25 protein-coding genes are annotated in these 21,116 nt (G+C 61.6%); 24 read left to right on the top strand and 1 reads right to left on the bottom strand.

Annotated elements, in window-relative coordinates; all coding sequences use genetic code 11:
• Window positions 1-228 precede the first annotated feature (228 nt).
• From ABWI03_RS18760 to ABWI03_RS18750, 3 genes are all read left to right on the top strand, one after another.
• Complete coding sequence (locus ABWI03_RS18760) at window positions 229-429, top strand: hypothetical protein (RefSeq protein ID WP_353798805.1); 201 nt, start codon at window positions 229-231, stop codon at window positions 427-429.
• Window positions 430-552: 123 nt separating this feature from the next.
• Window positions 553-1,170 (top strand): hypothetical protein, encoded by a 618-nt coding sequence (locus ABWI03_RS18755; protein WP_353798806.1) that lies wholly within the window; start codon window positions 553-555, stop codon window positions 1,168-1,170.
• Window positions 1,157-1,294, top strand: a complete 138-nt coding sequence (locus tag ABWI03_RS18750; RefSeq protein WP_353798807.1) for a hypothetical protein — start codon at window positions 1,157-1,159, stop codon at window positions 1,292-1,294. The genes ABWI03_RS18755 and ABWI03_RS18750 overlap by 14 nt, the downstream gene beginning before the upstream one ends.
• A gap of 646 nt (window positions 1,295-1,940) precedes the next feature.
• On the opposite strand, the gene ABWI03_RS18745 is transcribed toward ABWI03_RS18750, so the two are convergent.
• The gene (locus ABWI03_RS18745) at window positions 1,941-2,219 is read right to left on the bottom strand and encodes a hypothetical protein (protein WP_351645887.1); all 279 of its coding nucleotides are present in this window, start codon (window positions 2,217-2,219) and stop codon (window positions 1,941-1,943) included.
• A 164-nt stretch (window positions 2,220-2,383) separates the two neighbouring features.
• Between ABWI03_RS18745 and ABWI03_RS18740 the strand changes: the two genes are divergently transcribed.
• From ABWI03_RS18740 to ABWI03_RS18640, 21 genes are all read left to right on the top strand, one after another.
• A complete protein-coding gene (locus tag ABWI03_RS18740; protein ID WP_228232127.1) occupies window positions 2,384-2,722 on the top strand; it encodes a hypothetical protein in 339 nt (112 codons plus the stop codon).
• A complete protein-coding gene (locus tag ABWI03_RS18735) occupies window positions 2,700-4,229 on the top strand; it encodes a terminase large subunit domain-containing protein (RefSeq protein ID WP_353798808.1) in 1,530 nt (509 codons plus the stop codon). The genes ABWI03_RS18740 and ABWI03_RS18735 overlap by 23 nt, the downstream gene beginning before the upstream one ends.
• Window positions 4,230-4,240: 11 nt before the next feature.
• On the top strand, window positions 4,241-5,506 hold the full coding sequence (locus ABWI03_RS18730; protein ID WP_353798809.1) for a phage portal protein family protein: 1,266 nt from the start codon (window positions 4,241-4,243) through the stop codon (window positions 5,504-5,506).
• The gene (locus ABWI03_RS18725) at window positions 5,499-6,908 is read left to right on the top strand and encodes a phage protease (protein WP_353798810.1); all 1,410 of its coding nucleotides are present in this window, start codon (window positions 5,499-5,501) and stop codon (window positions 6,906-6,908) included. Before ABWI03_RS18730 ends, ABWI03_RS18725 begins: the two co-directional genes overlap by 8 nt.
• A 2-nt stretch (window positions 6,909-6,910) precedes the next feature.
• Window positions 6,911-7,285, top strand: coding sequence for a DUF2190 family protein (locus tag ABWI03_RS18720; RefSeq protein WP_353798811.1), 375 nt, complete (start codon window positions 6,911-6,913; stop codon window positions 7,283-7,285).
• Between the two features lie 13 nt (window positions 7,286-7,298).
• The gene (locus tag ABWI03_RS18715; protein ID WP_228232117.1) at window positions 7,299-8,207 is read left to right on the top strand and encodes a major capsid protein; all 909 of its coding nucleotides are present in this window, start codon (window positions 7,299-7,301) and stop codon (window positions 8,205-8,207) included.
• Between the two features lies 1 nt (window position 8,208).
• Window positions 8,209-8,577: a hypothetical protein gene (locus ABWI03_RS18710; RefSeq protein WP_353798812.1), complete on the top strand. Its 369-nt coding sequence runs from the start codon at window positions 8,209-8,211 to the stop codon at window positions 8,575-8,577.
• A gap of 14 nt (window positions 8,578-8,591) precedes the next feature.
• Window positions 8,592-8,969, top strand: coding sequence for a hypothetical protein (locus tag ABWI03_RS18705; RefSeq protein ID WP_351647602.1), 378 nt, complete (start codon window positions 8,592-8,594; stop codon window positions 8,967-8,969).
• On the top strand, window positions 8,956-9,285 hold the full coding sequence (locus tag ABWI03_RS18700; RefSeq protein ID WP_228232216.1) for a hypothetical protein: 330 nt from the start codon (window positions 8,956-8,958) through the stop codon (window positions 9,283-9,285). Before ABWI03_RS18705 ends, ABWI03_RS18700 begins: the two co-directional genes overlap by 14 nt.
• Entirely contained in the window at window positions 9,282-9,530 is a 249-nt protein-coding gene (locus tag ABWI03_RS18695) for a hypothetical protein (protein ID WP_351647598.1), read from the top strand. Before ABWI03_RS18700 ends, ABWI03_RS18695 begins: the two co-directional genes overlap by 4 nt.
• Window positions 9,527-9,931 (top strand): hypothetical protein, encoded by a 405-nt coding sequence (locus ABWI03_RS18690; RefSeq protein WP_353798813.1) that lies wholly within the window; start codon window positions 9,527-9,529, stop codon window positions 9,929-9,931. Before ABWI03_RS18695 ends, ABWI03_RS18690 begins: the two co-directional genes overlap by 4 nt.
• Window positions 9,932-10,011: 80 nt before the next feature.
• Complete coding sequence (locus ABWI03_RS18685; RefSeq protein WP_353798814.1) at window positions 10,012-10,539, top strand: hypothetical protein; 528 nt, start codon at window positions 10,012-10,014, stop codon at window positions 10,537-10,539.
• A complete protein-coding gene (locus ABWI03_RS18680; protein ID WP_353798815.1) occupies window positions 10,536-10,766 on the top strand; it encodes a hypothetical protein in 231 nt (76 codons plus the stop codon). The genes ABWI03_RS18685 and ABWI03_RS18680 overlap by 4 nt, the downstream gene beginning before the upstream one ends.
• 105 nt (window positions 10,767-10,871) lie before the next feature.
• Window positions 10,872-11,186 carry a hypothetical protein gene (locus ABWI03_RS18675; protein WP_353798816.1) on the top strand — a complete coding sequence of 105 codons (315 nt, stop codon included), beginning with the start codon at window positions 10,872-10,874 and terminating at the stop codon, window positions 11,184-11,186.
• Window positions 11,179-11,709 (top strand): hypothetical protein, encoded by a 531-nt coding sequence (locus tag ABWI03_RS18670; RefSeq protein ID WP_353798817.1) that lies wholly within the window; start codon window positions 11,179-11,181, stop codon window positions 11,707-11,709. Before ABWI03_RS18675 ends, ABWI03_RS18670 begins: the two co-directional genes overlap by 8 nt.
• A 50-nt stretch (window positions 11,710-11,759) precedes the next feature.
• A complete protein-coding gene (locus tag ABWI03_RS18665) occupies window positions 11,760-12,110 on the top strand; it encodes a hypothetical protein (RefSeq protein ID WP_353798818.1) in 351 nt (116 codons plus the stop codon).
• 18 nt (window positions 12,111-12,128) lie between these two features.
• Window positions 12,129-16,478 (top strand): phage tail tape measure protein, encoded by a 4,350-nt coding sequence (locus tag ABWI03_RS18660; protein ID WP_353798819.1) that lies wholly within the window; start codon window positions 12,129-12,131, stop codon window positions 16,476-16,478.
• Window positions 16,471-17,367 carry a phage tail protein gene (locus ABWI03_RS18655; RefSeq protein WP_353798820.1) on the top strand — a complete coding sequence of 299 codons (897 nt, stop codon included), beginning with the start codon at window positions 16,471-16,473 and terminating at the stop codon, window positions 17,365-17,367. Before ABWI03_RS18660 ends, ABWI03_RS18655 begins: the two co-directional genes overlap by 8 nt.
• The gene (locus ABWI03_RS18650; protein ID WP_353798821.1) at window positions 17,367-18,965 is read left to right on the top strand and encodes a Gp37-like protein; all 1,599 of its coding nucleotides are present in this window, start codon (window positions 17,367-17,369) and stop codon (window positions 18,963-18,965) included. The genes ABWI03_RS18655 and ABWI03_RS18650 overlap by 1 nt, the downstream gene beginning before the upstream one ends.
• 32 nt (window positions 18,966-18,997) lie before the next feature.
• Window positions 18,998-20,047, top strand: coding sequence for a hypothetical protein (locus tag ABWI03_RS18645; protein ID WP_351645826.1), 1,050 nt, complete (start codon window positions 18,998-19,000; stop codon window positions 20,045-20,047).
• 9 nt (window positions 20,048-20,056) lie between these two features.
• Complete coding sequence (locus ABWI03_RS18640) at window positions 20,057-21,106, top strand: hypothetical protein (protein WP_353798822.1); 1,050 nt, start codon at window positions 20,057-20,059, stop codon at window positions 21,104-21,106.
• The last annotated feature ends 10 nt before the right edge of the window (window positions 21,107-21,116 follow it).

Genomic DNA, 21,116 nt, shown 5'->3' with positions numbered 1-21,116 from the left:
TCCATCCAGGTTCAGTCACCGCCCCGTCTGCGAATTGCGGGGATAGCGGAATCCAAGCGGCTCACTATGGCGGTGTTTTCGCCGAGCCTCTGCCTGGGTGGAATCAACTTGCTGCACACCGCGCCGGACCGTGAGACGACGGCGCTCCCTTTTGAGGATGGTGCAGCAACCCCGGACCGATGACGCTTGCCAGCGCACGTCCGGGGCTCAACTTCACAGGAGGTTGCCATGATTCGGCATGACACAAGGCCGGCGCTTGTGATCGCCGCCGTATTGACGCTCATCCCGCTGGCGATCCTGGTCGCCCACTGGCCGATCGAGGTAGCGCTGGTGGTGCTGCTTTTCGCTTACGTCTTGTGGATCACGTACGTGGTGAATCTCGCTGTACGTCTTGCAGATCGAGCATGGAATGGCAGGAAGTTCCGATGATCTTCGACCTGATTGAAGCGATCCGAATCCTGTGGGCACTCATTGAGTTCTGGGTGATCTGATGCCGAGCCTCGCGCTGATCAAGTGGACCCTGACCCGAATCTGCATGATGTGGAGGCCTTGGTGACTGAACGCGAAGACGGCAAAGAGGTCATCAAGGAAGTTCGGTTCAACAACGGACGGCCACCCGGCTACGTCGAGGACCCGAACAACCCCGGGGTGTGGACTTCACCGAAGCATGCCGACTGGCTGCGTGAACAACTCACCGGTGCTATCGCCGATCAGACCGCCCTCGCCAAAGTGGACCCCGAAGTCAAGGCGCTCTCCGACGAACTGGCCGTCGTCCACCTGCCCGAGTACGACCTCGGTGCAGCGAAGAAGGCAGAGCCGACACGGTTCGAGATCAAGCAGCCCACACGTCTTGCGGCATACCTACATTCGCGAGGATGGCGACACCACCCTGAATGCGAGGAAGTCCGCTGGGTTCCCACACCCGACGGCCAAGCCCACGACCTCGGCATCCACATCACCAAGGCTGACGACGGAACCTGGCCCACGCCGAATCCCGAAGACTTCTACGACGCCGAGAAGATCGACCTGTCGCAGACGCCCGGTGGTGAGTGGGTGGCCGCGCATCCATGTGGCGCCAATGCCAAGCATCCATCGAAGGCCAAGGCACACGCCGATGTGGTGAGGCAGCTGCTCGTCAAGATCGAGGAGGCCAACGATGCCGAGTCTTAAAGACCAGCCCTTCGACGTTGACGTACTCATCGGACGAGCTACTCGCATGGGCAACTCCGACGCGGTCGACCGGTTGAACGAGCAGCGAGCCCGAGTGAAGGCGCAGATCGAAGCGAGAGGCTGATGGCAACAGCCAAGTCGACAACTGAACGCGGACTTGGTTGGTCACATCAGAAGCAACGTGAACGACTCATTCGATCGCATGTCGATGGGTCGGCGTGCTGGTGGTGTGGCGTGCCGATGTACCGAGATGCGGCGAGGAATCGCGATGGCGAATCACTGCATGCCGATCACTCGCGAGCGAGGGCTCATGGCGGAACCAAGGCGGATCGCCTTCTTCATGGCACCTGCAACAGGGAGCGGGGAGAGGGGTCGCGAGACCATCTCAGACCTGCACTGACGGGGGTCCCCGTCGCCGAGGCGAAGGTCGACCTGGAAGCGCTCGGACATCGGGCGATGGCTTGGCCCTGATTCGAGGCAGGAACTGAATGCCTCAAACAATAAGTGCCCCAGAAGGATTGCATTCCCTCTGGGGCATTGCCGACTGTGAAGGAGTCGACATGACAACGATAGTAGCCGGTGTTCAGGTCTGCGCATCATGCGCAAATGTGAAGCCAGCCTCCGAGTTCTACTACAACAGGCACCGAGGTACCCGCTTCAAGCGGTGCAAGCAATGCGAACGAGAGCGTTCGCTTGCCCGGTATCGGTCGAATCTTCCCGTCACAGCGCAGGGCAGGCAGCCAGCAAGGCTCGTTGTTCCCGATGTGACATCAGCCAACACGACTGAACGGGGACTTGGATGGATGCATCAACAGCAGCGTCGTCGACTGCTTGATCGACATGTCGATGGCTCGACCTGCTTTTGGTGCGGCAATGCCATGTATCTCGATGCGTCGCTGAATTGGGACCATAACGGGCTCGAAGCGGATCACAGCCTTCCCCGCTCGCACGGAGGAATGCTCGCGGATCGACTGCTTCACAAGCGCTGCAATCGCGAACGGGGCGACGGCGAAAGGGATGAGGTTCGGCCCGCCGTCACTGGCGCGCATTCACCCTCTCCGGTCGCTGGACTGCCCGCATGGATCGAAGTCTGACCTCGGCGAACCCCGCCCCCGAAATTATTCAGGGGGTGGGGGTCTCCTGACTGGCCTCGGTAGTCTGGAACTTTTTTTACAGGGGTCCGAAACGCTGCGTGCAAATTGGGGGTGGCGGGGTGGATCAGGCCGATGAATTGTGCGACGCCGGCCGCCGACTTTTCGATTCCCTCTATGACGAGCTGGATCCGTACTCGTTGACGGTGATGATCCTCGAAGCGGCGCGAATCAAAGATCGCCTCGACCTTCTTCATCGACTCAATTCTGGCGATGAGGATCTGTGGTTCCGTTTGGCGCCGACGCGCGGCGATGGCGATGTGCTCGAAGTCAAGATCGACTCCGGATTGCAGGAGGCGCGCCAGTTGGCCGCCGTTCTGCGGCAGATGCTCGTCGAGATCGGCCGACAGAAGGGCACGAAGACGGAGGCTGACAATTATGACGGCCTCGCTGATCTGTGAGGACTTTCCGACTCTGACGGGGCGGCAGGAGCCGCACCATCTGTCACTCTTCACCGGCGACATCAGTCACGGCGAGAAGGCGATCGAGCTGTCGCGCCGCGCCGGAGCGAAGTCGATGCCATGGCAGAAAATGTCGCAGCATGCGATCTTGTCGACGACACCTGAGGGTCGGTGGACGCACCCGGATTGCTGCCTGATCGTTCCCCGTCAGAACGGCAAGTCCGAGATCCTGATTCAGCGCTGCATCTACGGCCTGTTCAAGCTTAGTGAGACGATCATCTACACGGCGCAGCGCTGGAAGACGGCGCGCGATGCGTGGAAACGCATGATGCAGATCGTCAAATCACGAGCCTGGCTACGCAATCGCGTTGTCCGCTCGACCTGCTCACAGGGTGAGGGTGTCATCGAGCTGGCGACGGGCGAGTCGATCTCATTCGGCACGCGATCGAATGACACTGGCCGAGGGTTGACCAAGGTCGACCTGATCATCTACGACGAGGCGTACAACCTCACTGACGGCGAGCTGTCGGCGATGTCGTTCGTGCAGATGGCGGCCGAGAATCCGCAGACCATCTACGCGTCGTCGGCGGTCAACAAGGATGAGCATCCGAATGGCGCTGTGCTGGCGTCGGTTCGGAAGCGTGGCCTCGCACATGACGACGGTCTGTACTTCATGGAGTACATGGCGCCCGAGGATATGGACCGCGAGGACGAGGCGACCTGGCAGTACTGCAATCCGTCGTATGGAGTGATCCAAACCGCCGAGAAGATCCTCAAGATCATGAAGACGCTCGCGACGGAGGCGGGCCGCAAGGGTTTCGACGTCGAGGCGCTCGGCCGAGGTGACTGGCCGGTTGATGTCGAATTCGAAACTTGGTCGGTCATCTCCGAACAGGAGTGGTTCGCGATGGGCGATGCAGCTCCGGACCTGATCGGTCCTATCGGACTGGGAATGGATCGCTCACTCGATCGTCAGTGGTGGTCGATCGCCGCGGCGCAACGCACGACGGACGGCCGAATTCACGTTGAAGTCGGCTACTTCCGCTCGGGATCGAACGCGGAAGTCGTCGATTTCCTGCTCGACGTCATCACGGCCTGGGATCCCTGCGCGTTGGTGACGGATGGCAAGTCGCCGGCCGCGGTACTCGAGCCATTGCTGCTCGATGCCGAGGTTGAACTGATCAAGACGACGGCGAATCAGATGGTTACCGCCTGCGGTGGCTTCTACGACGATTCGGTCTCCGCGGTTCTCAGCCATACGGAACAACCTGTAATGACGAACGCGCTCGAGAATGCCGTCAAACGCACTCTTCCCCGCGGCGATTGGGCGTGGAATACGCAGGCGGACGCCGTCATTGCCCCGCTGGTCGCCGCAACCCTAGCGCGCTGGGCATTGCTCACGTTCGGATCGCGAGTTTCGACGCAAAAGGCTGTCGACCCGGCGTTCGAAGAGCCTGTCGACGCCAACTCGTTCGACGAATTCGATGCGCTTTCAGCCGCATTCTAAGGAGGTGACTCATGGCTCGAACCAAGACTGACGATCCTTCTGTCGAAGTCGGCTACGTCAATGGACGCGGAACCGATTGGCAGCATTGGGATGAAGACGAGAAGGTCCCCGAGCTGCAGTGGCCCGAATCGGTTCACGTCTACTCGCGGATGCTGAAGGAAGACGGCCGTGTCGCCTCGGTGATACAGGCAATCGGACTGCCGATCCGGCGAACCGCCTGGCGTATTGACCAGAACGGCGCGAGAGACGAGGTTACGGCCTTCGTTGCTCAGAACCTTGGACTGCCGATCGCTGGACAAGAGCCGACACCGAGGCCTCGCTCCAAGGGTAGGTTCTCGTGGAATCAACATCTGCAGACCGCACTGTTGATGTTGCCCTACGGCCACTCGTTCTTCGAGCAGGTCTATCGCATCGACGAGAACGATGTGACTTGGCTTCACAAGTTGGCACCTCGTCCACAGAAGACGATTTCGAAGATCAACGTCGCTCTCGATGGCGGACTCGAATCGATCAGGCAGAACCCGCCGGCACTTCTCACCGCCGCATCGTTTCTCCCTGACGGATTCGACATCAAGGTGTCGAGACTCGTTGCATACATTCGAGATCCCGAGCCGGGGGACTGGACCGGGTCATCGCTTCTGCGGCCTGCGTACAAGCATTGGATTCTCAAGGACGAGTTCATGCGCATCCAGGCTGCAACAGCTCGGCGAAATGGCATGGGACTTCCGGTTGGCACCGCGGCGAGTGAAGATCCGGACGAGGTCAAGAAGATGCAGAAGCTTGCATCGTCGGTCCGTGGTGGCATGAACTCCGGCGTGGGGTTGGCGCCCGGTCAAACCCTCGACTTGAAGGGTGTCGAAGGCAATCTTCCCGACATGCAGGCAGCAATCACCTATCACGACAAGGCGATTGCCCTTGCTGGCCTCGCGCACTTCCTCAACCTCGACAAGGGTGGCTCTTACTCGCTCGCGTCGGTGCTCAACGACACTTTCGTGCAGTCTGTGCAGACGTTCGCGGAATCGATCGCAGACACCGCGAATGCTCATATCGTCGAGGACTTGGTCGACATCAACTTCGGCGAATCCGAACCAGCGCCACGAATCGTGTTCGACGAGATCGGATCCCGTCAGGATGCGACGGCCGCCGCGCTGACCATGCTTCGACAGGCAGGCCTGCTTGACGACGACGACGAAGTCAAGATCGCTGTTCGCCAGAAGCTCGGCATACCAGCCAAGCGTGAAGAGGAAACGGACACCGAGGAGGTTCCCGTTGACTGATGTCACGGCACCCGAGCGGCCAATCCTTGTGACAATTCCGAATGTCGAACTGATCAAGGCCGGGTCGTGGGAAATCTCGACGGGAACATGGAATCCGACCACCGAGGACCTCTATGCCGCTGTCGCGGCGCTGAGTTCGCCCGCCATACGGCGACCGACACTCAAGCTCGGGCATACGGATCCTCGCTTCGACGGTGAGCCAACGATCGGTTACATCGACAATCTGCGCGTAGAAGACAACGGAACCACGCTCGTCGGCGACTACTGCGGCATGCCTGGGTGGCTCGGCGACATCATGGCGTCGGCATACCCCGACCGGTCGATCGAAGGGCGTCACAACTTCACCGACCAGACCGGTCGAACTCACCCATTCGTTCTCGAAGCGGTTGCGTTACTGGGCGTCACGGCGCCTGGGGTCGGGACGCTCGGGAGCATCATCGACGTCGCCAAGCTGTACGGAGTGGCGGCGACTTCCAGCGGAAAGGAGTCATTCACGATGCCAGTATCCAAGGACGGATCACCGCACGCTTCCGCTGTTGTGGTCGCGGCTTCGGTGACCGTTGCAGACCTTCAGAGTTCTTTCTACAACGGTCCCGCCGCAGACAGTTGGTGGTGGATCGAAGACATCTTCTTGGAGCCCCCAGAAGTGGTGGCAATCAACGACGAGGACGGCACCCTGCATCGGGTGCCGTTTGCCGTTGAAGGCGAAGAAGTCACATGGGGCGAGTCCCAAGAGGTCAAACGCGAGTACGTCGCCGCATCCTCGGGACTTCGTAAACCGCTGGCCCACTGGGACAGCAAGGAAACTTCTCGGGCCGCCGCGCCCGGGACCAGCGTGTCCGACACCTCGGGCACGGAAACATCCGAGACAGAAGGAGGCTCGACTGTGGCATTCACGGATGAGCAGATCAAGGAACTCCGCGAGGCCCTCGACCTCCCGGAAACGGCAACAGATCAGGAGCTTTTCGACGCGCTCCTCGAAAAGGCCACCGCACCGGACACCTCCGACCCCGAAACGGACCCCGCCACCGACACCGGTGTTGCGGCATCCATCTCGAAGTTGACCGAGGTCGCCAAAGCCAATGGACTCGTGCTCGTCGAGGCCAGCGGATACGAGCAGACCCGCACCATGGCCGCGCGCGGCGCACAGGCACTCGATCGCCAGGAATCCGCCGACCGCGAGAAGTTGGTCTCCGAAGCCATTCATGCCGGCAAGATTCCGACCGCTCGAAAGAGTCACTGGCTCAAAGCTCTCGAAGCGGATCCCGAAGGCGTAGCCGCCTCGCTCGCAGCGCTCGAGCCCGGATTGATCCCAGTCTCCGAGGTTGGCCACGGAGTCAATGCCTCTGCTGAGACAGCCGAACTCGGCTGGTTCGGCGCAACCACCAAGAACGGAGCCTGATCATGACGAACGACAACATCGGCGTCTACGAGCCCGGTCGGAACCTCTCCGGTCGCGCGAGCGCTGCCATAACCGGCAAGCGTTTCCTCAAGATTTCCGGCAACCGAAACGGAGGCAACATCGCAGTTGCCCACGCCGACGCTGCCGGCCGAATCGCTGGTGTCGCGCAGTACGACGCAGCCTCCGGCGATCTCGTCGGTATCGCCCGCGGAAATTCGCGTGTCACGTTCGTGACTGCCGGCGGGGCAATTGCAGCTTTCGATGAGGTCGAGGTCGGCGCAGCCGGTGTCGCCATCAAGAAGGCATCGGGTGTGGCCGTTGGCTACGCCGTCACCGCAGCAACGTCCGGCGGCGACGCCGAGATCAGCCTCTACTGAAAGGGAATGCATAATGCCTTCTCCCTCTCCCGTGGCGTACCCCCTCGGCGCGCCCACCCTCATCGGGAATCAGCTCACCGTCGACACGGCGCTCAAGCAGCCGCAGCGCATCACCAAGCGCATCGCCGACCTGACGCTGCAGAAGTTCATCGTCGACAAGATCTTCGCCTCCTCGGGCGTATCGGTCGCGTCAGGCGCGGTCATCTACGACCAGGTCACCAAGAACGAGCTTTACCTCTCCCGTGACGTCGAAGAGCGCGCGCCCGGTAACGAGTACCCGCTCGTTGGGTCCGAGCGGCTAGAGCCCAAGGTCGCAAAGGCCGAGGACTGGGGTGGAAAGTTCTTCATCACCGACCAGGCGAAGTCGCGCAACAACGTCGTGCACTTCGACAACCAGGTCACCCAACTCGCCAACACGATCGTGCGCAAGGTCAACCAGCGCGCAGTCGCAGTTCTCGAGGCGGCTATTGCGTCCCTCGGCGGCGCCGGCGTCGTGCCCGGTCATGATTGGTCGGACGTGACACTGACCGGAACGACTCCGACCCCGAACAACGCGCGGCCGGCGGCGGACTTCGCCAAGGTGCAGCTCGCGGCGGACGTCGAAGAGTTGGGCGTCATCTACGACCTGTGGATCGTCAATCCACAGGAGAAGCACAACCTTTCGATTGCCTACGGCCCGGACTACATCGAAGTCCTCAAGTCTGCTGGCGTCGAGGTCTTCGACTCGAACCGAGTCGCGGCAGGCACTGCATACGCGGTGGCCCGCAACAGCGTGGGCTTCCTCGACTACGAGGAAGGTCTGACGACCGAGTCTTGGCGCGAGGAAGAGACCCGCCGGAACTGGGTCCAGTCCTACGTTCAGCCGATCTTCGGAGTTACGAACCCGTACTCCATCAAGAAGGTCACAGGATTGGCGGGCTGACATGGCTGAGAAAACGATTCGCGTTGCGGTATGGGAGTACCTCAATGCAGAAGGAAAGCGACGGCTTGCCTACTTCGGTGACACCGTCGAGATTCCGGAGTCGGAGATCGCCAAGGGCGAACTCGTCGATGCTTTCGGCATCGACTCGGTCGAGCCTGACGACGATCTGGAGGCGGAACCCGAACCCGCGACCACCCCGGTCGAGGTTGAGCCGCCTGTCCCGGCTCCGCCCACCGCTGGCGACCGGCCGAAGAATGCAGCGCCGAAGCCGATTTGGGAGGCCTACGCGCTCAAGCGCGGAATTACGAATGCGGCCGAACTCAACAAGGACGAACTCGTCGCGGCGGTCAACGCACTCGACGCGAAGTGAGATGAGGGGGCGTCATGCAGCAAGCGTTCGCGACCTACACGGACATTGAGAATGCGTGGCGCCCCCTGTCGGCGACCGAGAAGGATTGGGCGGGACAACTGCTCGATGCCGCGGCGAGATGGATCTACCGGAACACCACGATCACAGACCCGCAAGACGACGACGGCAAGCTCGTCTCGATCGCCGTCGTCAAGGGCGCGCTCATTGCCGGTGAACACGCGGGGCACTTGTCGTATTCGAAGACACTCGGACCTCGCACACGTTCAGGAACCCTCACAAACCCTGATGCGGCGCTGGTCTGGGCCGACTGGATGAAGGAGCAACTCGGCATCCCGATCCACCCCGAGCCGAGCTACTACTTCGGGGACGGTGATTTCCGTGAGCGATGGTGAAACCGTCGTCGTTCGCCCCGGCACGCGCCGCGATGGAAACAACGATCCAGTTCTCGCCACCGGCGCGGTGTTGACCATCGAGGATTGCGTCATCGAGCCACTCGGCAGTGAAGAATCTGCCGATTACGGGCGAGATGGAACGATCACCCGGGTCAGGGTCTACACGCCCGGCCCGGTCGCTCGGCCAATTCTGGAAACGGACATCGTCGAATTGCGCGGCAAGCGTTGGGAGATCGAAGGGTTTCCCGACGACTGGTATGACGAGGACCCCGAGCTTTCGGGGCCAGTCTTCACGGCATCGAGGAGGCTCGGATGAGTGACCCTCAACTGAAATGGGACTACAAGGGCGCCGGTGAGGTGCTGAAGAGCCCTGCCCTTGCTGTCGAGATCAACAAGATCGCGCAGCAGGTCGCAAGCAAATATGGGGACGGTGCAACGGTCAAGCCGTACACCATCGACCGCGCTGCGGCGCACGTGATCGTTCCGATCCAGGACCAAGCACTCAAGGGTGCGCTGCTCGCCGCGGCATCATCGGTCGGCCTCGAAGTGAGGCCGCGATGACCGGGCCTGTGCGTGTACCGCAAGACTCGGCGGCTCCGATCCGCGATCACCTCCGAAGCTTTCTCAGCAGTCGCGGCGAGTCGGCGACAACCGACCTTGCGATTCCATCGAGTTGGTCACCCGTCACCGACGCTCCGTTCGTTCACGTGCTGAATCTGCCCGGCCCCCTGGTGTGGCCGGTGTTCACTCAGCCGCCTGTGCATGTCGCGGTGTACGCCAACGGACGCACGGAAGCTCGTCGGATTGCCGCCTTGTGTCAAGGGCGCTTGCTGATGGTTCCCACGCCCGGCGTTGCACAGGTACGAGCTGCGACGTCGATCGTCGATGACCGAGATCCGAAAACCGGCGCGATCGTCGCAGGGTTCGACGTCAGCACCAAGGTTCGAACCGCTCTCATCTGAGCGGCCACACATTCCACCACCCTCCGGGTGGCGAACTCGCACGTTCACATTCACCACCAACCCGAGAGGGGCTATTTGTCATGGCAAGAAATCCCGACAACGTAAACATCTGGCAGGACGCACGAGTGTGGACTGCCCCCGGCAGTGCGGCACGGCCGACCCTGCCGACCGACGCGGACACCGCAGTCCTCGAGACTGCATGGTTCGAGTTCGGAATCCTCGACGGCGACGCCGGATTCGGCGAAGAGCGATCGATGGACGAGACCGAGCACTTCGGCTGGGGGATCGGGCTGATCAAGATCGGCACGAAGAACTTCGCACTGAAGCGCACCCTGTCCGCGCTCGAGGACAACGAGATCACTCGCTCCGTACTGTGGCCGGGCTCGACAGCATCGAAGCTCGTCATGCCGAAGCCTGTGTCCCTGTGGCTCGGCTTCGACACCGTGAGCGACACCGGAAAGGTAGAGCGCCTGTGGACGACTCGACCCTCGCGGCTCACGGTCCCGAACAACAACCGCAACGAGTCCGACATCACCAAGCTCGAGATCACGGCGAACGTGTTCGCTAACGGTCTCGGTGAGGTCTTCGATCGCCAGGTCTCCGAATGAGCGGGACCGTGAAGGTGAAGTTCATCAAGGACCGTGGCCGCCGCAAGGAAGGTGATGTCGTCAGCTACGACGACGTTTCCGCGGCGCACATCGTCGAAGAGGGCGCGGCGGCGTATGTCGACGACTCGCCCGTCGAGGCTCCAGTTCCGGTGGTGACCACCGAGGTGACAACCGTCGCTGCAGCGCCGCCGAAAGTTACTCGCCCGCCCAAGTCGGACGAGTCCTGATCGTCAGTGGCGCGGACTTCCGTGCGGGTTCGTCCGCGCCACTGATTCCCACTCCCGCAACCCGCACAAAAGTTGTGGAATCCGGACCAAAGTTGAGGAACCCGCATGTCCAAACTTCCGACCGAGGATGAAATCCGACACTTCGCCGAGGAGATCGGCGCTGTCGATGAGAACGGTCGATACACCGAGCCTCGCGCCAAGCTCGCAGCCGGCGCGCAGCGCCATGCCGAGGAAATCGCCCAACTGGCCGAACAACAGCCGAACGGCACGACCGCCCAGCAGCTCCATCGCCTGGCGGAAGAACTGAATCCATTGTTCGCCCGCGAAGTCGCACTGGATCTCCTCGTCGCCATTGCACCTGCCCTTGTCAAAAGGCAAGGGCTCCAGTTGAACCCGAAAGGAACCCGCACCCATGAGTAAGCGAAACGATCGACACTACGACGAAGACGGCATCGACGGCGAGGTCATCGACGGATCTTGGGGTAAGGATCTCGACCGCCGCGCCGAGCGTGAGCCCGACTACGACGATGGCTACGAAGACGAAGATGTCGACCCTGACATCAACGAGCCGCAGCCCGCCGCCCGCCGCCGACCGGCGAATCGTCGCGAGCGGCGCTCTGCTGGACGAATCCCACGCAATGCCCCCCGCCCACAAGATCGCAAGGCGCCGAAGAGGTCGGCAGCTCAGCGCGAGGCCGAGGCTGACGAGTTCCTGCGCATCGACTTCCATGGCGAGACCTTCGATGTCATCGCCGACCAGGAAGAGTGGCCGATCCTCGCGGCGCAGGCGTTCTCGAAGCGTCAGTCGATCGATGCAATCGAGCATCTCCTCGGCCCGCGCCAGTGGGCGCTCTTCGTGACTCGCTTCCCGAAGACGCGACAGTTCAATGAGTTCGCCGAACTGGTTGCGGAAGAGTTCGGGTTCGGCACCTCGGGGGAATAGCGGTCCTCCTCGGCTTACTCCGAGATCACGAGGACCTCGTCGAAGCGGACTTGCGCCGCATCTTCGGGGTCCGTTACTCGGACCGATGGAGGTTCGCAGAGGACGGCACTCGCCGACTGACTCTGCGCGAGATCGCGGTGTATCTCCGAGATCTTCCCGGCGACTCGTCGATCGTCAAGAAATTCAACAACGGCCGTCCGCGCTGGGATGACGACACTTATCTGCTCTCGGACCTGATTCACGTCATGTCCGGAAAGCCTCACCCCGCGCGCCCGAAGCCGCCGAAGAACGCACCCGATCGTCGAGAGACGCCGCGGCGCGCAGCAATTCGGCGCAAACGCATCGCCGACCGCAATCGGCGTCTTCGCGAAATGGCGACGGCCACGGAGACAACTTCATAGAAGAGAGGGGCGTCAAGAGTGTCCACGATCGGTTACGCGACCCTGCAGATCATTCCCTCGATCGAAGGTCTGGCCAATGCTGTTTCGACGCAGGTCGGCGCCCCTCTCGTTTCCGCTGGCAAGAAGGCCGGCGCCGACATGGGCAAGGCTGTCGGCGACGGTCTCGCCAGTGCGAAAGCGGCTGTCGAGAGCGCATCTCAGAAGCTCGCGGACGCGCGCCGCAAGGAAATGGACGCGGCAGACAAGGTCGGTGTCGCAGAAGCGAAGCTGCAAACTCTGCGAGACAAGGGCGTCACCGATGCCGGTCGTCTTGCCGCAGCAGAAGCGGCCGTCGCGAAAGCGAAGCGAGACAGCGAAGCTGCAACGGGCAAGGCTGCCACTGCCGCAACGCAACTGACCCGCGCCGAGGAAGCGGCAACAACCGCGTCCATAAATCTCAGCACCGAATCAGCCAGGGCCGCCGACAATGTCGAGGAGGTCGGAAAGAAATCGCTGATCTCTGGCGACAACCTCGTCAAATTCGGCGCCATGGCCGCCGCTGGGGTTGCGGCAGCGGGCGCGGCGCTGTTCAAGGTCGGTAGCGATTTTGCCGAGATGTCGAACAGTATCCGCATCGGTACCGGAGCCTCGGGAGAGGCGCTCGGAGGGCTTGTCGACGTTGCTAAGAACCTTGGCAAGCAGGTCCCCGCGTCATTCTCCGACATCGGCACCACGGTCGCCGATCTCAATACGCGACTCGGATTAACTGGAGCCCCGCTCCAGACCTTGGCTGCACAGTTCCTCGAGCTCGGAAATATGGGCATCGACGCCGACGTCAACAACGTGTCGGCGGCGTTCCAGGCGTGGGGAGTCACCGGCGAGGGCACATCCAAAGCGCTCGACGAGCTGTTTCAGGTATCCCAGGCCACCGGCGTTTCGGTTGATGCACTCGCGGTCTCGGCCACCAAAGGCGGCCCGGCACTGCGACAATTCGGTTTCGGTGTGGGCGACTCGGCAGCGCTTGTCGGCACCCTGGACAAGGCTGGACTCGACGCCGATAAGACTCTCGGCTCAATGTCGAAAGCGCTCGTCAAGTTCGCCGACGATGGCAAGAAGCCGCAAGAGGCTCTGTACGGCACTGTCGTGGAGATTGAAAAATTCCTCGAATCAGGCAACGAGGTCGGTGCGCTCGACCTGGCCGGCAGCTTGTTCGGCACCAAAGGTGCACCACAGTTTCTGGACGCCGTCCGCAATGGAACCCTGTCCGTCGACGATTTCGTGTCGGCAACGGGGGCTACGTCGGACACGATACTTGGGCTAGCGGACGAGACGCGGACTTTCTCCGATCAATGGGTCATGTTCAAGAACGAGGCGCTCCTCGCCATCGAGCCGCTGGCGACTCGCGTCTTCGGCGTAATAACTGAGGGGATGGGCTGGTTTAAGGACAACGCCGTCCCTGCCATCTCAGAGTTCGGTGACACAGTCTCCCGAATCTTCCAAAGTGATACCGTCACTGGATTTCTCGACACCGTGGTGCCTAAGGTCCAGTCGTTTGCTACTACGGCACAGGATTTGGCCACCACGGCATTGCCTGTATTACGTGATGTCCTGATTACGGTCAAGGACGTCTTCGTGGATGTGGCGACCGCAGTCGGCAACGTGGTCGGCTGGTTCTCCGACCACGAGGTGGCCGCGGGAGTTCTCGCTAGCGTCATAACTATCGGACTGCTACCCGCCCTTACTTCGATGACAGTTGGATTTGTGACCTCGACAGGGTCCGCTGTCGCCAGTGGCGTCACGATCACCGGAGTGTGGATCTCAACGCAGGCAAGTGCGGTCACTTCGGCGGCGACTCAGGTTGCCGCGCAGTACCGAACAGTTGCTGGCTGGGTAGCAACGGCAGCCTCTGCTCTGACGAGTGGTGCGATCATCGTGGGGCAGTATGTTGCCGCCGGTGCGTCTGCAACTCTTCAGGCGGGAATCTCTGCCGCGGCATGGGTTGCCTCGTCAGCTCGAACCGTTGGCGCCTTGGCCGCACAGGGTGCAGCGTTCATTGCGCAGAAGATCGCGATGGGCGCCGGCGCAATTGCAACAGGCATCATGACTGCCGCACAGTGGGCACTCAATGCAGCGATGTCAGCGAACCCGATCGGCCTGATCGTCGTCGCCCTCGGAGCACTGGTCGCGGCCGTCGTTGTCGCGTACCAGAATTCGGAAACATTCCGAAATATCGTTCAGGCAGCGTGGCAGGGAATCCAGGACGTCATCTCGTTCGCCTGGAACAACGTCGTTCAACCCGTCCTCGGATTCTTCGCAGATCGGATTCGTGAAGTCGGAACGGTGGTGACGTTCTTCTACGACAACGTCGTCAAGCCGTACTTCGAACTCGTTGGAACTGTAATTTCAACAGTCGTTGACGGTGCGAAATCTGCGTTCGGGTCGTTCACTGATGCACTCGGCAAGGTGGGGAATTTCTTCACCAGCACTGTTGACGGGATCGACAGCAAGTGGTCGAGTTTGCGAGGCCTACTGGCAAAGCCGATCAACTTCATGATCAATACGGTCTGGAATGACGGAATCCTCAAGGCCTGGAACATGGCGTCGGGTCTGATCGGCATGGAGCCGACAGGAAGACTGCCATCGATTCCTGAGCATGCCACCGGTGGTCGAATCTCCGGGCCTGGCACCGGCACATCCGACGACGTCTTGATGTGGGGATCGAACAACGAGCACATGCTCACCGCACGCGAGGTGCAACTCGCCGGCGGCCACAACGCTGTCTATGCGATTCGCGACATGATCATGCGCGGCGTCCCGTTCTCGTGGGATGGCGGGCAGATTATTCGAGACCTTGGCCGGGACAATGTCAACGCTTACGGTGCGCAGGTCGCGTCCAAGGGCGTCGGCAATGTCGACCCGCAAGGGATGTTCGACTGGATACTTCCGAAGTACAAGGACGGCGGCGAGATCCGCCCGGCCTGGGAGTCACAGCTCGAAAACGGTCACCGTGCAGCGAAGATGCGCAACGGCAATCCGTACACGTGGGGCTTCGAGGATTGCTCGGGCTATATGTCCGCGATTGCCGACGCAATCATCAATGGCGGCGACGGCAAGTGGTCATGGGCAACAGGGTCCTTCCCTGGCGGCCAGCCATGGGTACCCGGCCTTGGTCAGGGCTTCTCAGTAGGTGTTCATGACAATCCGGGTGGACCGGGTGGTGGACACACTGCCGGAACACTGACCGGCGTCGGACCGTACTCGACGACCAATGTCGAATCTGGTGGCGGACATGGGTATGTCGCCTATGGCGGACCAGCTGCTGGTGCCGACAGTGGTCAATTCGTCGGAGTCAACCCGGGGCAGTACCACCTTGCTATCGGTGCGGACGGCGCCTTTGAGTCAGGCGGCGGAGGGGGTGGACCGAGTCCGCAGCAGAAGCAGGATTTCCTGCAGCGCAAGATTGCGGAGATTTTCGACAAGGGCCTCAATCCGATCAAGGATTCGATCGCTGGTGCGATTGGTTCGCCGCCTCCTGAAGTTCTCGGCATTCCGCCGAAGTTCCTGGATAAGGGACGGGACATGGTCTCGGGCTACCTGGCGGAAAAGGTGCTCGGCCTCGGCGAACTGCTGTCGAGCGCATGGGACAAGGCGAAGGATCTCGGCAGCAAGCTGACGTTCGGGCTTTTCGACCAGGGCGGCCTAGCAAGTGGCACCGGCTTCATGCCGAAGAATGTGATCGCTCCCGAGCGGGTACTGTCGCCGGCCGAAACGAAGGCGTGGGAACTGCTAGTTCCGCATCTCGTTTCGCTGGCACCGGCGCTCGAACACTTCGAGAGCGTTGTCACCTCGCCAGCGTTCACCAGTGCGGCGAACTTGGTTCAGGACGGGCAGTTCACTCCCGCACTGCGAGATTCGTTTGGCGTCGAAGAGGACTCACCGATCGTCAACGCCGTCCTCGGTGTCCGAGATCAACTCAAGGGCATTGTGCCGGACTTGTTCAGTGCAACCTCTCCGGTCGCCGGTGATACGACAACTGCGGCGGACACATTCGGGGCAGCAGAACCCAGTGCTGCAGCCGAACCTGCCGAGCCGGTAGGTGGGGCGGGTGTCGCGTCATCCTACGGCGAAGGCGCAGAGGGCAATCCCGAGACTGACAAGTGGGCTGAGTGGGCGCAGAACGCTGGCAAGCAGTGGGAGGACTACTTCAAGGACAACTGGAAGGAAATGCTCAACACCGCTGTCGGCGTAGGCCTCGGCGGCCGCGGGGGTGGCGGCGACACGTTCAACATCAACGGCAGCAATGACACCGAGATCGCGCGCGTGATCCAGCGCAATCAACGTCGGAAGTCATTGGCGCAGCAACGGTCAGGAGGTTTCGGACGTGGCTAGCATTCTCGAATCCGAGGCCACCAAGTTGGTGTACATCGGTCCACCGAAAGCGGATGGCTCGCCAGGTAAATGCTGGCACCTGGCGGGCCCGAACGCGGGCGACGAAGGCGTGACTCTCGAGAAGGGCATGAAGGGTCACGTCTTCGCGTCACTCGGCCTGCTCACTTCCGAAGGGGCCAAACAGGACGGGGCGACGTTCCTGAGGTCAGTGCGAGGCAAGCGTGAATTCGACATGCCGATCTTGATCGAAGGGCGGAACTTCCGCGAGTTCTTCTCACGGCACGACGAGTGGTGGCGTGATGTCGAGGCCGATCGCCCCGGGCATCTCGGATTCTTCACCCGCTACAACGGGTGGAGCTTCTCCCAGGTGCAGCTCGACTCGGGCCCGGAGCCACTGGGCGATGTCGACCCGGCGGGCGATTGCAGTGAGACGTACCTGATGGGCGTCACTGCCATGGATCCGGCGTATCGATCGTTCGACGAGCAGGTCACCTGGAAGAACGACCTCGGGTCCGGCACAGGCAAGGTGAACGTGCGTAATGCGGCAGGCATGGTTCAGTGGCCGACCTACACGATGAACGGCCCTGGGCGCTGGTGGATTCAGGATCCCATCGACGATCCCGATGCCGTTCGGATGGTCGCCACACCAATGCTCGAAGCGGGGGAGACCCTGCGAATCGACACCGGTAAGCGCCGTCCTACGGCTCGCGTCTATTCCGCGACAGCAGGTTTCAACGGACGCAATGTGTGGGGTCAACTCAAAGGCCGCCGCTGGCTGTATCCGATCCCGCCCTGGACGAGTAAGGAGATCATCGTGCGCGTCGAAGGTGGCACCACTGCATCGAGTTTCATCGCCACTGGCACGCCTCGTGGCGCGAGGCCTTACTGATGACGGCGCCTGTATGGGATCCATATGTTGAGTCACGCCGGATGGACCAGGCGTACATCGACGAGCAGCAGAAGTGGCGCGCGCCGGAAGCGTATGTGCGCATCTGGTCGAAGACCATGGTCGAGGAGGGCGTCGAGGGCTCGTACCTGAGCCTGCAGCATGGCAAGAAGCGCAACAAGGTTGGCGCACTGGCGATGACATTGCCGCACGACACTCAATTCCGTGACCTGCTTCTGAACAATCCTGATGGCGAAGACGCCATGATTCCGATTACCTCGGACACCACCGGCGCGCGATGGTCCGGCAAGGTCGACCGCGTGGCGCTACTGCGCGACAAGGATGGCACCGAGACGATCGAAGTGTCGGCGCTGTGCGACTGGAACCACATCGCGACGACCTGCCTGTGGGCTTCACCCGGCGGCTCGTTGTATGCGCAGCTTCCGCGTCACGATTTCAAGATCGGCCCGACTGCAACCGTCGTCACGTCATACCTGTCGACGAACATCGTGTACCGGCAGCAGAACGGGGCAGTCTTCCCCATCGCGGTAGTACCGGTGAATGCGGCAACCGACACGACGAAATGGTGCGGTGGCGCAGCGAGATTCGACATGGCCTCACCATTCATCGATCGATGGCTCGACGACGCAAACCTGGTACTCACTGCCGAGATGTTCCTGCCCGAAGAGGACGAACAGCCGGCACCCGAGTACTTCTGGCTCGAGGTTCCGACCATCGTCATCCGCATCAAGGACAAGTCAGGCGTCACAGGCCCCACGGGCACGGCACTCGACGGCCTGATCTCCTGGGTCGAGGACTTGCTCGAGGACGGCACCACGCCGGTGCGGTACCCGAACTTCGGCGCCGAGTTCGACTACGAGGACGACAAGGCGTACGGCAAGACCGGCATCCTCGGCACACACAAGGCGTTGCCGTGGGTGTGGTACTTCCAGGACGAGTTCGACGGCATCGGGGAATCGGAGATCGCAGTCCACAAACCGATGGCCTCTGACATCTATGTCGGCGGCCGATCTCCGTCGTACGTGAACGCTGCCATCGAAATCGCCATCAAGCAGATGCTCTCATTTCTCGGAATGTTGATCGGACTGCCAGGCCTCGATGCGTTGTATCGCGGTCAACTCGACGACGTCTTCTTCGCCTTCGATGTGGGCATTGACCGCGGGCGAGTGCAACGCTCGGGTCCATACCGATGGAGAGATCACTTCGTCACTGGCTCCGAAAAAGCGTTCACTATCGATGGACAGATGGCGAAACTCCAAGGCCTGCACGACACTCGCGGCTACACAAGCCACAAGGTCACCGTGCATGACAACGCGCCGTACATCTACGGCTTGCATATGGAGAACGGCGATCAGATCGGTTTCCAACTCGGTGACCTGATCTTCACCGACTACATCACCGAGGACTTGTTCACCGACAACCGCACCGTCGCAGGCACGTGGACGCTGACGATCGGCGATGGCGCCGCCGACGAGGATCCGACCGTCATGGGTTGGAACCGTCTCGGGCAGCTCGCGAACGTGATCTCGGTTCTCTCGAAGGACGTGGGCATGGAAGCCGACTTCTTCGGACTCTTCTGACCGAACCCGCACAACGCCGACAAGGAGGCCCTGTGTCTGACGTGACATTTTCGGCGAAGGTAACTATCTCGCGAGAGGTGGATCCGTACGGACTTCCTGTCACGACCGCCGACGTCGAGGTTGACGAATACGCCGCGGCACTACCTCTTCCGGCCGGGCGTGAAGGTCCACAGGGGACGCGCGGTCGGCCGAAGCCGACGTGGCGCAAGCGTGGATCCGTGACGAATGCTTCGGCTCTGACGCTGCTCGATCCGGCTGACCGTGAATATGGGCATTGGTGGCACAACCTCGCTACGAATGGCATGGAAACGTGGACCGACATCGGCTGGGTTTCTTCGCCGGGAGCTGTCGGCCCCGAGGGGCCGCGACCAGGCCCGTATTCCTTGTCTGCCACCGGTACGACGTCGGAACCAGCACTCACGGTGGCAGGTGCGCAGATCGTCGACGGGTCCGGACCTCAGCAATTGAAGGTCACCGTGCCGGCAGGCGCAAAGGGAGGCAAGGGCCCGATTGGTACGGCCGGCCACATCGTCGAATCTGCCGACTACGACGACACCCTGGGACCTTCCAACGGTTCGCTTTTCGGATGGAATCGCGGAACCAAGAAGTTTCGACCATTGCCCTTTCCGAACGGGTTCGGGCCCTGGCAGAGCGCAGATGCTGACTTCCGCGATGACGAGGCAGGCATTGTCGACGACGTTCGGACCATGGGGTCGTTGACCATTCCGCCTCAGCCGTTCGCGTGGCGGCCCTACGTGTACGGGATGTGCCGCGCCGCGGCGGGCGGCACCCGAGGTCAGTCCTTTGTTCACGCGCATGTGCGCATGAACACCACCGACGGGGTGGTGGTGGCCTATGGCATCAACCCCTGGTGGGACGCAATCGCGGGCACGATCGGAGGCGAGGTCTTCATCCGACCTTCTCTCTCGCGCAACGCTTCGACTGGACTCACCGCAAGCGTTGTCCCCGCCGGCGTTCCGGTGACTCTGCTGCTGACGATGGAGCGACAGTCCATGGCGAACGCTTGGAAATGGTGGAAGTCGCCCGGATATCTCTCCTGCTACGCACTACCAGTGATTTGAGGATATGAAATGGCCACGGTCGGTGAATACATCGCAACAGTCGTCATGCGCGGCGTCGACGACGGTGTCGGACTCGAGAACACCGTCAATAGTTTTCAGGTCACACCCCGCGAAGGGCTGCTCGAGCTCCGTGCCGGGAATCCGGGCGGGCCGGGTCCAGAGGGACCGGCTGCGTACCCGTGGAAGTGGCGCGGTGACATTGTCGACCGGACTGCGCTCGATGCCCTTCGCCCCACTTTGGGGATTGCGCATCGCGGCTTCGCGTACCGCCTCGTCTCCGAAAACTCGGTGATGTACTGGGATGGAGAATCCTTCTACCCCTTCGTGAATGCGTTCGGCGCCGAAGGCCCTGCAGGGCAACCGACAGCGCTGAGCATCGGAACTGTGACCACGTTGGCGCAGGGAGCATCCGCGACGGCCACAGTGACAGGTGCGCCGCCGAATCAGGTCCTCAATCTCGGAATTCCTCGAGGTGGGCCAGGACTTCAGGGCGACCCGGGCGGGCCGGGACCGATCCGAACCGCTCCTGACTACGACGACAGTGTTGCGCCGGTGCAGGATTCGGTTCCGTCATGGAACTCGGCGACTTCCAAATGGAGGCCCATCGCATATCCGGCGTGGCGTGGGCCTTGGGTCGTCGGCGAATCCGCTTTCGGTACCGCGTCCAACATCTCGGGCACGACCGCCACGGTCGCATCGATCTCGATTCCGGCGCAACCCTTCGCGTGGCGCCCGTTCGTACAAGGCGGCGTGTGGTCGATGCCGAACGGCGCAGATGGAACCCAACGCATCGATGCCGAGGTACGCCTCGGTTCAGCGACAGGGCAGATCGTCGCGATCGGGCCGGGTGTGGCATTGAAGTCCTACACAGGCTGCAGCTTCCGACCGCACTTTCGTTCCGGCACTTTGGATCCAAGCTCCACTGTCGGCGTTGTCGCCGCGGGGGCAACTACAACTCTTCATGTCGTCCTCACCCGCCAGGGCAGTTCGTCGACATGGTCGTACCTCAACAGTGGAGCCGAATTGAGCGTATGGGCTCAACCGTTCTACGCACCGTAAGGAGATTGAA

The organism is Rhodococcus baikonurensis (assembly GCF_040489275.1).
GTDB lineage: Bacteria > Actinomycetota > Actinomycetes > Mycobacteriales > Mycobacteriaceae > Rhodococcus_F > Rhodococcus_F baikonurensis.
This window is presented reverse-complemented; position numbering and strand designations above follow the sequence as displayed.